Annotated in this window: 15 protein-coding genes; 7 read left to right on the top strand and 8 right to left on the bottom strand. The window is 67.4% G+C overall.

All coding sequences use genetic code 11. The annotated features are described in order from the left end of the window. Positions 1 to 81 precede the first annotated feature (81 nt). Positions 82 to 1,536, bottom strand: a complete 1,455-nt coding sequence (locus ACQ5BL_RS08775) for a TrkH family potassium uptake protein (protein WP_243808848.1) — start codon at positions 1,534 to 1,536, stop codon at positions 82 to 84. A 154-nt stretch (positions 1,537 to 1,690) separates the two neighbouring features. Here ACQ5BL_RS08775 and ACQ5BL_RS08770 point away from each other — a divergent pair, with 154 nt between their 5' ends. Beyond that, on the top strand, positions 1,691 to 2,062 hold the full coding sequence (locus tag ACQ5BL_RS08770; RefSeq protein WP_207884190.1) for a YkgJ family cysteine cluster protein: 372 nt from the start codon (positions 1,691 to 1,693) through the stop codon (positions 2,060 to 2,062). A gap of 221 nt (positions 2,063 to 2,283) precedes the next feature. Next, positions 2,284 to 2,844, top strand: a complete 561-nt coding sequence (locus ACQ5BL_RS08765) for a nitroreductase family protein (protein WP_243808847.1) — start codon at positions 2,284 to 2,286, stop codon at positions 2,842 to 2,844. Here ACQ5BL_RS08765 and ACQ5BL_RS08760 read toward each other — a convergent pair. The 7 genes from ACQ5BL_RS08760 to ACQ5BL_RS08730 all read right to left on the bottom strand — a co-directional run bounded on the left by ACQ5BL_RS08760 (position 2,825) and on the right by ACQ5BL_RS08730 (position 7,485). Then, positions 2,825 to 3,298, bottom strand: a complete 474-nt coding sequence (locus ACQ5BL_RS08760; RefSeq protein ID WP_243808846.1) for a hypothetical protein — start codon at positions 3,296 to 3,298, stop codon at positions 2,825 to 2,827. The two genes, ACQ5BL_RS08765 and ACQ5BL_RS08760, sit on opposite strands and share 20 nt — an antisense overlap. 28 nt (positions 3,299 to 3,326) lie before the next feature. Then, a complete protein-coding gene (locus ACQ5BL_RS08755) occupies positions 3,327 to 4,661 on the bottom strand; it encodes a sensor histidine kinase (protein WP_430293094.1) in 1,335 nt (444 codons plus the stop codon). Between the two features lie 95 nt (positions 4,662 to 4,756). Next, positions 4,757 to 5,194, bottom strand: a complete 438-nt coding sequence (locus tag ACQ5BL_RS08750) for a Spy/CpxP family protein refolding chaperone (protein ID WP_243808844.1) — start codon at positions 5,192 to 5,194, stop codon at positions 4,757 to 4,759. A 170-nt stretch (positions 5,195 to 5,364) separates the two neighbouring features. Next, positions 5,365 to 6,042, bottom strand: a complete 678-nt coding sequence (locus tag ACQ5BL_RS08745) for a response regulator transcription factor (protein WP_243808843.1) — start codon at positions 6,040 to 6,042, stop codon at positions 5,365 to 5,367. A 13-nt stretch (positions 6,043 to 6,055) separates the two neighbouring features. Continuing rightward, entirely contained in the window at positions 6,056 to 6,484 is a 429-nt protein-coding gene (locus ACQ5BL_RS08740) for a translation initiation factor 2 (IF-2, GTPase) (protein WP_243808842.1), read from the bottom strand. 106 nt (positions 6,485 to 6,590) lie between these two features. Further along, positions 6,591 to 6,890, bottom strand: a complete 300-nt coding sequence (locus tag ACQ5BL_RS08735; RefSeq protein ID WP_015478115.1) for a YciI family protein — start codon at positions 6,888 to 6,890, stop codon at positions 6,591 to 6,593. A gap of 1 nt (position 6,891) precedes the next feature. After that, positions 6,892 to 7,485, bottom strand: coding sequence for a septation protein A (locus ACQ5BL_RS08730; RefSeq protein WP_207884211.1), 594 nt, complete (start codon positions 7,483 to 7,485; stop codon positions 6,892 to 6,894). 170 nt (positions 7,486 to 7,655) lie between these two features. Between ACQ5BL_RS08730 and ACQ5BL_RS08725 the strand changes: the two genes are divergently transcribed. The 5 genes from ACQ5BL_RS08725 to ACQ5BL_RS08705 all read left to right on the top strand — a co-directional run bounded on the left by ACQ5BL_RS08725 (position 7,656) and on the right by ACQ5BL_RS08705 (position 12,131). After that, positions 7,656 to 8,531: a PHP domain-containing protein gene (locus tag ACQ5BL_RS08725; protein ID WP_243808841.1), complete on the top strand. Its 876-nt coding sequence runs from the start codon at positions 7,656 to 7,658 to the stop codon at positions 8,529 to 8,531. Next, positions 8,528 to 9,157: an L-threonylcarbamoyladenylate synthase gene (locus ACQ5BL_RS08720; RefSeq protein WP_207884222.1), complete on the top strand. Its 630-nt coding sequence runs from the start codon at positions 8,528 to 8,530 to the stop codon at positions 9,155 to 9,157. The genes ACQ5BL_RS08725 and ACQ5BL_RS08720 overlap by 4 nt, the downstream gene beginning before the upstream one ends. A gap of 118 nt (positions 9,158 to 9,275) precedes the next feature. After that, positions 9,276 to 10,490 carry a tryptophan--tRNA ligase gene (locus tag ACQ5BL_RS08715; RefSeq protein ID WP_207884224.1) on the top strand — a complete coding sequence of 405 codons (1,215 nt, stop codon included), beginning with the start codon at positions 9,276 to 9,278 and terminating at the stop codon, positions 10,488 to 10,490. Positions 10,491 to 10,828: 338 nt separating this feature from the next. Next, a complete protein-coding gene (locus tag ACQ5BL_RS08710; RefSeq protein ID WP_243808855.1) occupies positions 10,829 to 11,641 on the top strand; it encodes a segregation and condensation protein A in 813 nt (270 codons plus the stop codon). Then, on the top strand, positions 11,619 to 12,131 hold the full coding sequence (locus ACQ5BL_RS08705; protein ID WP_243808840.1) for a GNAT family N-acetyltransferase: 513 nt from the start codon (positions 11,619 to 11,621) through the stop codon (positions 12,129 to 12,131). Before ACQ5BL_RS08710 ends, ACQ5BL_RS08705 begins: the two co-directional genes overlap by 23 nt. Positions 12,132 to 12,139: the final 8 nt, after the last annotated feature.

The following is a 12,139-nucleotide window of genomic DNA, read 5'->3' as shown; positions in this document are numbered from 1 at the left end:
TGGCCCGCTCCTACAGGTTTCAGCGAGCGTCACGCAGCTCTTGTAGGAGCGGGCCATGCCCGCGATGGATTCCCGCCGGACTCAGTGCCGCCAGAACGCCGGGGTGAACAGCACCAGCACGGTGATGATTTCCAGCCGGCCGAACAGCATCCCGGCGCTGAGCAGCCATTTGGCGGCGTCCGGCAGCGGTGCGAAGTTGCCCGACGGTCCGATGATCGGCCCCATTCCCGGCCCCACGCCAGCGACGGTGCTGGCCGCGCCGGTCAGGGCGGTCATCCAGTCCAGGCCGAGGAACGACAGGCCCAGCGCCAGTACCCCGACGGTGCCGCCGAAGAAGAACGAGAAGGTCAGGATCGAGCGGACGATTTCCTCGTCCAGGCGGTGGCCGTTGTAGCTCTGCTTGATCACCGCGCGCGGGTGGATCAGCTGGTAGAGGCTGGCACGCAGCAGGGTGAAGGCGACCTGGAAGCGGAAGATCTTGATGCCGCCGGCGGTGGAGCCGGAGCAGCCGCCGATGAAGCCCAGGTAGAAGAACAGCATGATCGAGAAGTGCCCCCACAGGCTGTAGTCGCCCAGGGCGAAGCCGGTGGTGGTGACCACCGAGGTAACGTTCACCGCGACGATGCGGAAGGCGTCGAACCAGGCGAGGTCGGAGTTCACCGAGTACCAGGTGCCCATCACCACCCAGGTGAACAGCAGCAGGCCGAGGAAGCCGTGCACCTGGTGGTCCTTGAGCAACGCCTTGCGGTGGCCGCGCAGGGTGGCGACGTAGAGCGCGAAGGGAATGCTGCCCAGGATCATGATCACCACCGCCACCCAGTGCACCGCCGGCTGGTGCCACTTGGCCAGCGACTGGTCGGAGGTGGAGAAACCGCCGGTGGAAATCGCCGACATGGCGTGGTTCACCGCGTCGAACAGGCCCATGCCGGCCCACCACAGGGCCAGCGCGCCAAGGATGGTGATACCCACGTACACCCCGACGATGTACTTGGCCACCATGTGCGAGCGCGGCATGACCTTGTCGGAGCGGTCCGAGGATTCGGTCTGGAACAGGCGCATGCCGCCGATGCGCAGCATCGGCAGGATCGCCACCGCCATGCCGATGAAGCCGATGCCGCCCAGCCAGTGCAGCAGCGAGCGCCAGATCAGCAGGCCCGGCGACATCCTGTCCAGCCCACTGAGCACGGTGGAGCCGGTGGCGGTGATGCCGGACATGCTCTCGAAGATCGCGTCGGTGAAGCTGATGTGCCGGGCGAACATGAAGGGCAGGGCGGAGAAGAAGCAGACGATCACCCAGCTCGATACGGTGAGCATGTACATGTCCCGCGGGCGCAGGTGCACCTGCTCCGGACGGCCGGGGATGACCATGCCCAGCCCGCAGGTGAAGGTGATGATCGCCGACCAGATGTAGGGATGCAGCTCGCTGCCGCGACCGTAGTAGAGCAGGGTGGCCATCGGCACCAGCATGGCGACCGCCAGGGTGATCACGAAGATGCCGATGATGAATCCAAGGGTGCGTAGTGTCGGCAGGGCCATGCAGCGGAGCTCGGGTGTCGGTGAACCGGCCATTCTACCTGCCGTCGGGCAAGTGTAAACCGAGTGAATCCGCCCTCTTCACAAGTCCGGCGGGATGGATAGAATCTTGCGCTGCCCGCCGGCGCTCGCCGGTTTCTCTGGTGCATTCGCATCCATGTCCAATAACAATCCGTGTCTGAATTGCGGTGCCTGCTGCGCGCATTTCCGTGTGTCCTTCTATTTCGGCGAGTGCCAATCCGCCGGTGGCGTCGTCCCGGATGATCAGGTCGTCCAGGTCAGCCCGTATAGGGTTGCCATGCGCGGCACCGAGGTGCGCCCGGTGCGCTGTGTCGGCCTGCTTGGCGACGTCGGTTGCGGCGTGCGCTGCACGATGTACGAGCAGCGCTCCTCGACCTGCCGGGAATTCGAAGCCTCCTGGACCGATGGCGTCCACAACCCCAACTGCGACGCCGCCCGCGCCGCCTATGGCCTGCCACCGCTGACGCCACCGGTGATGCCGACGCTTTCGCCGGACCGGGTAGCCTGAGAGCCTATTCAATGTCTGTCTGCGCTTACTCATGCTGCGTTAAAAGCAGACTCAAAATGCTCATTTACAACTTGTAAACTGCGCTTTTTCGCCTGCTTTTGCCTTGCCTGAGTTGCGCTCGACGAGACCTTGAACAGGCTCTGACGGCGCAGCGAGCGCTGGGCAGATGCGAACCCTTTGCGTCTACAATGGCGCCTTTCGAGTTTGTCTGGAGGTGGCCCATGGAGGCTCTCGTCGCGTTGCACAATCGTGTATCCCACGCTCGCCTGGGTGAGCCGGCGCCGTCCGCCGAACAGCTGGACGGCCTGTTCCGCGCCGCCCTGCGCGCGCCGGATCACGGCCAGCTGCGCCCCTGGCGCTTCCTGACCGTGGAAGGGGATGCGCGCTTACGCCTGGGCGAATTGTTCGCCCGTGCCTTGCAGGCCGGGCAACCCGACGCGGCGCCCGAGGCGCTGGACAAGGCCCGCGCCATGCCGATGCGTGCACCGACCCTGGTGGTCGCCGTAGCGCGCCTGCAGGAGCACCCCAAGGTGCCGGAAATCGAGCAGTGGCTGGCCGCTGGCTGTGCGGCTTACGGCATCATCGAGGCTGCCTATGCACAGGGGCTGGGCGCGATGTGGCGCACCGGCGCCATGGCCTTCGATCCGTTCGTGCGTGAAGGATTGGGGCTGGCGGCCAACGAGCGCATCGTCGGCTTCATCTACCTGGGGACGCCGATCGGCGAGCTGCGCCGCCCGACGCCGCTCGATCCGGCCGCCTTCGTTACTGCCTGGCAGGGCTGAGCGGCAGCCCCAGGCGAATCTTCCAGCCCTTTCCGTGGGCGCGCCAGAGCAGGCGTCCGCCCTGCCACGCGGCAAGGCGCTGAGCCGGGCGCAGGGCGTCCGGCAGCCAGGCCCGCGCCTGCGGGTCGTGGCCCTGCAGATCCACTCTCACGAGTCCCCGCGTTGAGCTGAGCGTCAGCTCCAGCGCGGCGTTCGGCCGTCGTTGCAGCGCGGCCTGCAACAGCGCATCCAATGCTCCGCGCAGGGCTTCGGGCCAGCTTTCCAGTGGCCAGGTGCCCGATTGCGGCAGGTTCAGGCGCAGGCCGGGCCAGCGCTCGCGCCACTGCGTGGCCAGGCGCGCCAGTTCCACCGCCAGTACCAGGCTCTGCGGGTCGTCCGGCGGCGTGCCGAATGGCCGCGCGACGGGCGGCACGGGGGCTTGCGGGAACGGGGTGGCCAGGGCGGGAAGGCTCATGCGGGTTCTCCGGAAAAGGGGGCGTCGCTCAGGCGGCCGGCCGGTGCAACGGCAGGTCGATGCTGGCCTGGAAGCCGCCGTCGGGATGGTTGCCCAGGCGCAGCCGGCCGCCGTGGCGCTCGATGGCGCGGCGGGCGATGGCCAGGCCCAGGCCATGACCGGGGCTGCTCTGGTTGGGCGCACGGAAGAAGGGTTCGCCCAGCTGCGCCAGATGCTCCGCGTCGGCGCCGGGGCCGTGGTCGCGCACGTGGATGTGCAGGCGTTCGCCCTCGGCCTGGGCGTGCACTTCCAGTGGTCGCCCGGCGGGATTGAAGCGCAGGGCGTTGCGCAGCAGGTTGTCGAGGGCGCGTTCGAGCATGTCTGGCCAGCCGTCGAGCGCGAGCTCCGGTGCGATGTCCAGTTGGATCTGCTGGTCCGGGTAGAGCAGCTGGGCGTCGTCGCGCAGGCGTTCGAGCAGCGGCAGCAGGGCGATCCGGCTGGCCGGGCCGGGTTCCGCGTCGAGTCGGGCGAGGGCGAGGATTTCGCCGATCAGGGCTTCCAGGCGATCGCACTCCTGCTCCAGGCGCGGCCACATGGCGGCGCGCTGCTCCGGGTCGGCGCGCTCGGCCAGGGCCAGCGCGATGCGCAGACGTGCCAGCGGCGAGCGCAACTCGTGGGAGACATCGCGCAGCAACTGGCGCTGGCTGCTGATCAGGCGTTGCAGGCGGGCGCCCATGCGGTTGAAGTCGCGCGCCAGTACGCCCAGTTCGTCGCCACGGCGCGACAGGCGGGCGAGGCTGTCCTGTTGGTAGGTGGTCTGGCCGAGGTCATGCACGGCGCGGCGCAGGCGGTTCAGCGGGCGGGTGATGGAGAGCGTCAGCAGCAGGCTGAACACGGTCAGCACCACCAGGGCGATGCCCAGCGCACTGAGGGGCCACAGGAGGCTGCCACGGTGCCAGGCCTGCAGCGCCGGGTGTGGGATTCGGTAGATGAACAGGTAGGTCTGTTCGGTACGCGGGCTGACGTATTCCTGGCTCAGTTGGCGCCAGGGGAAGCGCGGCAGGCTTTCCCGGTCGAAGGCGCCGCCGGGCCGGGGCGGACGCGGCAGGTAGGTGCCGTTGACCAGGCGCTGGCCGCTCTCGTCGAGGACCTGCACCGAGAGTTCGTACTGCTTGCGACGCGCGTCCAGCATTCCCTGTGCGGCTTCCGGCCCCTGGGTTTCGTAGAGCAGGGTCCATTGTTTGGCGAGGTCATGCAGTCCGGGATAGCGGGCGATGACCCTGGTGTCCTGGTTGAGGGCGCGGCCCAGCAGGATCGACAGTCCGGCCACCAGCAGCAGGGCGAGCCAGAAGGCGGCGAGGATCCGCCAGAAGAGTGAGCGCATGGTTTTCCTGTTCAGCCGCATGGTTTGTCCGTATTGGCGCGCCACTGACGGCAGGACGCCGGGATGATCCCGGCGCCTGTGCTTTTACTGGGCGATCAGTTGGTCGTGGTGGCTTTCTGGGACTTGGCCCATTCGGCGTGGCGCTGTTCGCGCTGCTGTTTCAGTTCGTCGAACTTCTTCTGCTGGTCGGGCGTCAGCAGGCCGCGGATGCTGGCTTCGGACTTCTCGCGGTTGGCCTTGAGCTCTTCCTGCATGGCCTTGCGGTCGGCCTCGGGCAGCTTGTTCCAGTACTTCTCGGTGATCTCGTGGCGATTCTTCATCGAGTCGCCCATCAGCTTGCCGATCTGCTGGCGCTGGTCCGGGGTCAGGTTCAGTTCGCGGAGCATGCCGCCGCGTTCGCCGCGCATCATGCCGTGGCCATGGTCTTTCATGTACGGGGCCGGCGGCGGTGCGTCGGTCGGCGCGGGAGTGGCCGCCAGTGCGACAGTCGGCAGTGCGGCGGCGATCAGCAGGGCGGTCAGGGTCTTGCGCATGGTGTTTCTCCTTTCAGGGACCGGTCGTTACCGGATGGGCCCAGTCTAGGGTCGGCAAGGTCAAGGGCAGTCAGCCACAGGTAAAGCTTCGGTAAAGATTACGTGAAGCATCGCTACGAACTTTACGAAAGCCCGCGCCGGGGCGGCTCGGGGCGTCTGGCCCGGGCGTTTCAGGGCGCGTAGAAATACCCGCGGCCGCGCAGGGCGAGGATGCGCGGGCGGCCGTCGGGATGGCCGCCGAGCTTCTTGCGCAGGTTGCTGACGTGCATGTCGAGGCTGCGGTCGTACAGGGTCAGCTTGCGGCCCAGGGCGAGCTGGGCCAGGGCCTGCTTGTCCAGCGGTTCGCCCGGCTGGCGCAGCAGGGCTTCGAGGATGCGGCTCTCGGAGAGGGTGAGGCTGATTTCCTGTTCGCCGATGCTCGCCACGCCGCGCGTGAGGTTCAGCGCGAGGTCGCCCAGCTCCAGCTGCGCGCTGGGTTGCGCCGGGTGGCTGCGGCGCAGCACGGCGCGCAGGCGGGCGGTGAGTTCGCGCGGGTCGCAGGGCTTGGCCAGGTAGTCGTCGGCGCCCAGCTCCAGGCCGAGGATGCGGTCCAGCGGTTCGCCACGGGCGGAGAGCATCAGCACCGGCAGGTCCGGGTGTTCGCCGCGCAATTGCTTGAGCAGTTCCAGCCCACTGCCGTCGGGCAGCATCACGTCGAGCACGACTGCATCCGGGGCGCGGCTGGCCAGCGCGGCGCGGGCCTGCGCACCGTCGTGGGCGGCGCGGATGCTGAAGCCTTCCTGGACCAGCCAGGTGGCGAGCAGCTCGCAGAGCTCGCGGTCGTCGTCGATCAGCAGCAGTTCACTCATGAAATCGGTTCTTTCAGTTGATCCATTCGCGGCGTTGCCGGCGGCGGCTGCCACGGCTCAGCGCGCCGAGGAGGAAGGCCAGCACGGCGGTGGCGCCACCGACGGCGTACCAGGTCTGCTGCTCGTTCAGCAGGCGCGGCGGCTGTTGCGACTGGGCTTCGCGCAGTTGCAGCTTCAGGCGCTGGTTTTCCTGGCGCAGGCGACCGATGACGGCATCGTCCTGGCTGTTGTCCTGGTCGGTGGATTGCGTGGCCAGTTGGGCGGCCAGCGCCTGGCGTTGCTGTTCGCTCTCGGCCAGTCGGCGTTCGAGGTCGCTGTGGGCGCTGGTGCTGGCGGCGTCGATGACTTCGACAGCGGCGGGCGGAGGCTGTTCCGGAGCGGAATCTTCGGCCTGGACGGCCAGGGGCAGGGCGAGACAGGCGAGCAGGGGCAGGCGGCGCATCGGGACTCCTTGTTCGATGATGGTCCGCCGTTCACGGCCATCCCGGCGGTGTCCGGCTGCTGTTCCCCGCGAACGTCCGTGCCGCGGGGCTGCTACAGGCGCGCGGTTACGGCAGGACTTTCTTGAACGGCTTGACCACGACTTCGGCATAGACGCCGGCGGCGCGGTAGGGGTCGGCATCGGCCCAGGCCTGCGCGGCGGCCAGGGACTCGAACTCGGCGACGATCAGGCTGCCGGTGAAGCCGGCGGCGCCCGGGTCGTTGCTGTCGATGGCCGGGTGCGGGCCGGCCAGTACCAGGCGGCCTTCTTCCTTCAGTTGCTCCAGGCGGGCGATGTGCGCGGGGCGAGTGGCCAGGCGGCGTTCTTGGGAAGCGGTGATGTCACGGGCAATGATCGCGTAGAGCATGTCAGTCCTTGGGTTTTTCGCCGGTAGGTTCATCGTGCATGTGGCGGGCCAGGAACACGCCCTGGCCGATCAGGAACAGCAGGGTCATGCCCAGGCTGCCGAACACCTTGAAGTCCACCCAGATGCTCTGGAAGGTGAAGGCGACGAACAGCTGGACACAGCCGCAGATCAGGAAGAACAGCACCCAGGCGATGTTCAGCTTCGCCCAGAGGGAATCGGTGAGGTGCACCGCGTGGCCCATGATCCGCTGGATCAGTGGCTGGCCGCCGATGAAGTGGCTGCCGGCGAAGGCCAGGGCGAACAGCCAGTTCACCACCGGCGCCTTCCATTTGAGGAAGGTTTCGCTGTGGAAGGCCAGGGTCATGCCGCCGAACAGCAGGCAGGCGGCGAGGGTGACCCACTGGCCCTTGTCGAGCTTGCGCTGCTTGATCAGCAGGGCGCCGTAGACCACCACGGAGGCCGCGATGAGCATGGCGGTGGCGCTGTAGATGCCGCCGACCGAGAAGCTCTGGCCGGCGAATTCGACGTTGCGCGGGTCGAGCTTGTAGACGAGGAAGAACAGAATGAGGGGGATGAAATCGATGAATTGCTTCATTACGTCAGCCAGAGACTGGTAGAGCCGGCATAATACCAACCTGCCGGTGAACTGAAAGCCTCATCCGCCCAACGCCGCACCCGCGCATGGTTTCAATCGATTACCGGCAGAGCGGGCGCGCATAAGCGTCTATACAGAAATAAACCGTCCCCAGCCTACGGAAGCCCTGCATGCGAGTTGACCTGCACTGCCACAGCACCGCGTCCGACGGACTGCTCAGCCCGACGGCCCTGGTCGAGCGCGCCCATGGGCGCGGCGTGCACGTGCTGGCGCTGACCGACCACGACACCCTCGACGGCCTCCCCGAGGCCCGCGAAGCCGCACGTCAGTTGGGCATGGAGCTGGTCGATGGAGTGGAACTGTCGTGCACCTGGGGCGGGGCGACCATCCATGTGCTGGGCTATGGCTTCGATCCGCTCGCCGAGTCGCTGGTCAAGGCACTGGACGACCTGCACCGCGCCCGCTGGACCCGCGCCGAAGAAATCGGCCGGCGCCTGGACGCCAAGGGCATGCCCGGTGCCTTCGACGGCGCGCGGGCGGTGCAGGGCGAGCTGGGCGACAGCGAGAACGCCCCGGCGCGCCCGCACTTCGCCGAATTCCTGCTGCGCCAGGGCTACGTCAAGGACCGCGCCGAAGCCTTCCGCAAGTGGCTGGGCGCCGGCAAGCTGGGCGACGTCAAGCAGCACTGGCCGGCCCTCGCCGATGCGGTCGGCACCCTGCGTGACGCCGGCGCCTGGATCAGCCTGGCGCACCCCTACCAATACGATTTCACCCGGACCAAGCGCCGCAAGCTGGTGGCCGACTTCATCGCCGCCGGTGGCCACGCCATCGAGGTGGTCAACGGCCCGCAGCCGGCGGAGCAGGTCGGCGTGCTCAGCATCCTCGCCCGCGAGTTCGGCCTGATGGTCACCGCCGGCAGCGATTTCCACGGCCCCAGCGACTGGTCCGAACTGGGCCTGTACCGCGCGGTGCCGGACGATCTGCCACCGCTCTGGCCGCGTTTCGCCAGTGCGGACAACGCCCTAGGGAACAAGGAGACTCAATGAGCCAGTTCTTTCAGGTCCACCCGGAGAACCCCCAGTCGCGCCTGATCAAGCAGGCGGTGGAGATCGTCCGCCAGGGCGGCGTGATCGTCTATCCCACCGACTCCTCCTATGCGCTGGGCTGCCGGATCGGCGAAAAGTCGGCGGTGGAGCGCATCCGCCACATCCGCCGGCTGGACGACAAGCACAACTTCACCCTGGTCTGCCGCGACCTGTCCGAGCTGGGGCTCTACGCCAAGGTCGACACCGGCCTGTTCCGCCTGCTCAAGGCGCACACCCCCGGCCCCTACACCTTCATCCTCAACGCCACCCGCGAAGTGCCGCGCATGCTGCTGCACCCCAAGCGCCGCACCATCGGTCTGCGCGTGCCGGCCTGCCCCATTGCCCTGGCGCTGCTGGAGGAACTGGGTGAGCCGCTGATGAGCGTCAGCCTGATCCTGCCGGGGCAGACCGAGCCGCTGAACGACCCGTACGAGATGCGCGACCTGCTGCAGCATCAGGTGGACCTGATCATCGATGGCGGTTACGGCGGCGGTGAGGCCTCCACGGTGATTGCCCTGACCGACGAGGACCCGGTGGTGGTGCGCGTCGGCTGCGGCGATCCGGAACCCTTCATGGTCAATGCCTGAGGGCCGCTTCACGAGCTTGCGGGCCCGCTCAACGCATCGGGCCCGACGCGCAGCAGTTTCTGAACGGACCCTGCGCCTATACTGCGCACTTCGTCCGATGACTCCGCGAGGTTGATCCTTGGCCAGCGTCGATTCCCAACGCCGCGTGCTGTCCGGCATGCGCCCCACCGGGCGCCTGCACCTGGGGCATTACCACGGCGTGCTGCAGAACTGGGTGAAGCTGCAGCACGAATACGAGTGTTTCTTCTCCATCGTCGACTGGCATGCCCTGACCACCGAGTACGACGAGACCGAAAGCATCCGACAGCACGTGCGCGACATGGCCATCGACTGGCTGGCCGTGGGCGTCAGCCCCAGCGCGGCGACGATGTTCATCCAGTCCCAGGTGCCCGAGCACGCCGAACTGCACCTGCTGCTGTCGATGATCTGTCCGCTGTCCTGGCTGGAGCGGGTGCCGACCTACAAGGAACTGCAGGAAAAGCTCAGCCACAAGGACCTCTCCACCTACGGCTTCCTCGGCTATCCGCTGCTACAGGCGGCGGACATCCTGATCTACCGCGCCGGCTGGGTGCCGGTGGGCTCCGATCAGTTCGCCCACGTCGAGTTCAGCCGCGAGATCGCCCGCCGCTTCAACCACCTGTACGGCGGCGAGGACGACTTCGAGGAGCGGGTGCAGACCGCCATCGGCCGCCTGGGCAAGAAGACCGGCAAGCTCTACTCCAGCCTGCGCCGCACCTGGCAGGAGCAGGGGGATAGCGAAGCGCTGGAAACCGCGCGGGCGCTGCTCAAGGAGCAGCAGAGCCTGACCCTGGGCGACCGCGAGCGACTGTTCGGCTACCTGGAAGGCAGCAGCCGGTTGCTGTTGCCCGAACCCCAGACCCTGGTCAGTCACGAACCGAAGATGCCGGGGCTGGATGGCCACAAGATGTCCAAGTCCCACGGCAACACCATCGCCCTGCGCGACAGCCCGGCGGAGGTGGAGGAAAAGATCGCGCGGATGCCCACCGACCCCGCGCGGGTGCACCGCAACGATCCCGGTAATCCGGATCTTTGCCCGGTGTGGCAGTGGCATCTGATCTATTCCGACTCCGGTTGCCAGCAGTGGGTGCAGGAAGGCTGCCGCAGTGCCGGCATTGGCTGCCTGGACTGCAAGCGGCCGCTGATCGAGGCGATCCAGCAGGAACTGGCGCCGATCCAGGAGCGCGCTCTGGACTACGAGGACAACCCCGAGCTGGTGCGCAGCATCCTCGCCGAGGGCGCCGAGCACGCCCGTGAAACCGCTCGCGAGACGCTGGTGGAGGTGCGGCATGCCATGGGGTTGTCTTACCGCTAGGCGCGGCTCTTGCCTTTTGTAGGAGCGAGCTTGCTCGCGAACCAAACCCCGCTGCGATGTTGGGTTCGCGAGCAAGCTCGCTCCTACGAAGAGCACTCGTACCGTGCGATGTGACACCGCCCATCCCTTCCGCCATTTCCCCCACCCACGGCCGGCAAAAGCAGGGATAATGCCGCCCATATCTCCCCCAAGAGCCTGACGAGTGGCCGATGAGTGACCTGACCGAGCCGGACGATCCTTCCAGCGCCAGCGAATACCGCGCACCGGTACAGCTGGCGCTGGTCTACGGCGAGGCCCTGACCGAGCTGCCGCAGGACCTGTACATCCCGCCGGACGCCCTGGAAGTCTTCCTCGAAGCCTTCGAAGGCCCGCTCGACCTGCTGCTCTACCTGATCCGCAAGCAGAACATCAACATCCTCGACATCCCGGTGGCGGAAATCACCCGCCAGTACATGGGCTACGTCGAGCTGATGAAGTCGGTGCGCCTGGAACTGGCCGCCGAGTACCTGGTGATGGCCGCCATGCTCGCCGAGATCAAGTCGCGCATGCTGCTGCCGCGCTCGGCCGAGGCCGAGGAAGAAGAGGAAGACCCGCGCGCCGAGCTGATCCGCCGCCTGCAGGAGTACGAGCGCTTCAAGAAGGCCGCCGAGGACCTCGACACCCTGCCGCGCCTGGGGCGCGACATCATCCTGCCCAGCGTCGCCGCGCCGGATGCGCGGGCGCGCAAGCTGCTGCCCGATGTCGACATGCAGGAGCTGATGCTGTGCATGGCCGAGGTGCTGCGCCGCGCCGACCTGTTCGAGAGCCACCAGGTCACCCGCGAGATGCTCTCCACCCGCGAGCGCATGAGCGAAATCCTCGAACGCCTGAAGGGCGAGGGTTTCGTGCCCTTCATCAGTCTGTTCCGGGTCGAGGAGGGCAAGCTCGGCGTGGTGGTCACCTTCATGGCGGTGCTCGAACTGGTGAAGGAACAACTGGTGGAACTGGTGCAGAACGCCGCCTTCGCGCCGATCCACGTGCGCGCCCGCACCGAGAGCACGGAAGGCGCGCCTGCCGCCGAAGCCACGCAGGACGAGGGCGAGGGCGCCTTCGAACCCGAGGAGGCGGAGCCTCCGGAGCCTACACTCGATGACCTTGAAGATTCGCTCTGAGCAACCCGGCGATCACGCCGCCATCGACGCGCTGCTGCGCGCGGCCTTCGCCGACCATCCGCACAGCCGGCAGACCGAGCACCTGTTGGTCCGGGCCCTGCGCGAGGAAGGCGCACTCAGCCTGGCGCTGGTGGCCGAAGACGCCGGCGAAGTGGTCGGTTACCTGGCCGCCTCGGCGGTGACCATCGACGGTCAATCCATCGGCTGGCTGGGCCTGGGGCCGCTGGCGGTGCTGCCGGCGCGGCAGAAGGCCGGCATCGGCGCCGCCTTGGCACAGGCCTGCCTGGAACAGTTGCGAGCCGATGGCGTGGCTGGCTGTGTACTGGTGGGCGATCCGGCTTACTATGCGCGCTTTGGCTTCGTTGCCGACGACACCCTGGTATTCCCCGGCATTCCCGCCCCGTATTGCCAATGCCTGCGCCTGACCCCGCAGGCCCGGATGGCGCGCGGCGAAGTGGCCTACCACCCGGCCTTCACCCGTTTCGGCTGACCCACTGA

This window comes from Pseudomonas sp. B1-22 (assembly GCF_050474425.1).
Lineage (GTDB): Bacteria > Pseudomonadota > Gammaproteobacteria > Pseudomonadales > Pseudomonadaceae > Pseudomonas.
This window is presented reverse-complemented; position numbering and strand designations above follow the sequence as displayed.

What these genes read in the sequence shown, in the direction of transcription:
- ACQ5BL_RS08775 (WP_243808848.1), bottom strand. Translation starts at nt 1,536, where the DNA reads ATGGCCCTGCCGACACTACGCACCCTTGGATTCATCATCGGCATCTTC.
- ACQ5BL_RS08770 (WP_207884190.1), top strand. Translation starts at nt 1,691, where the DNA reads ATGTCCAATAACAATCCGTGTCTGAATTGCGGTGCCTGCTGCGCGCAT.
- ACQ5BL_RS08765 (WP_243808847.1), top strand. Translation starts at nt 2,284, where the DNA reads ATGGAGGCTCTCGTCGCGTTGCACAATCGTGTATCCCACGCTCGCCTG.
- ACQ5BL_RS08760 (WP_243808846.1), bottom strand. Translation starts at nt 3,298, where the DNA reads ATGAGCCTTCCCGCCCTGGCCACCCCGTTCCCGCAAGCCCCCGTGCCG.
- ACQ5BL_RS08755 (WP_430293094.1), bottom strand. Translation starts at nt 4,661, where the DNA reads ATGCGCTCACTCTTCTGGCGGATCCTCGCCGCCTTCTGGCTCGCCCTG.
- ACQ5BL_RS08750 (WP_243808844.1), bottom strand. Translation starts at nt 5,194, where the DNA reads ATGCGCAAGACCCTGACCGCCCTGCTGATCGCCGCCGCACTGCCGACT.
- ACQ5BL_RS08745 (WP_243808843.1), bottom strand. Translation starts at nt 6,042, where the DNA reads ATGAGTGAACTGCTGCTGATCGACGACGACCGCGAGCTCTGCGAGCTG.
- ACQ5BL_RS08740 (WP_243808842.1), bottom strand. Translation starts at nt 6,484, where the DNA reads ATGCGCCGCCTGCCCCTGCTCGCCTGTCTCGCCCTGCCCCTGGCCGTC.
- ACQ5BL_RS08735 (WP_015478115.1), bottom strand. Translation starts at nt 6,890, where the DNA reads ATGCTCTACGCGATCATTGCCCGTGACATCACCGCTTCCCAAGAACGC.
- ACQ5BL_RS08730 (WP_207884211.1), bottom strand. Translation starts at nt 7,485, where the DNA reads ATGAAGCAATTCATCGATTTCATCCCCCTCATTCTGTTCTTCCTCGTC.
- ACQ5BL_RS08725 (WP_243808841.1), top strand. Translation starts at nt 7,656, where the DNA reads ATGCGAGTTGACCTGCACTGCCACAGCACCGCGTCCGACGGACTGCTC.
- ACQ5BL_RS08720 (WP_207884222.1), top strand. Translation starts at nt 8,528, where the DNA reads ATGAGCCAGTTCTTTCAGGTCCACCCGGAGAACCCCCAGTCGCGCCTG.
- ACQ5BL_RS08705 (WP_243808840.1), top strand. Translation starts at nt 11,619, where the DNA reads ATGACCTTGAAGATTCGCTCTGAGCAACCCGGCGATCACGCCGCCATC.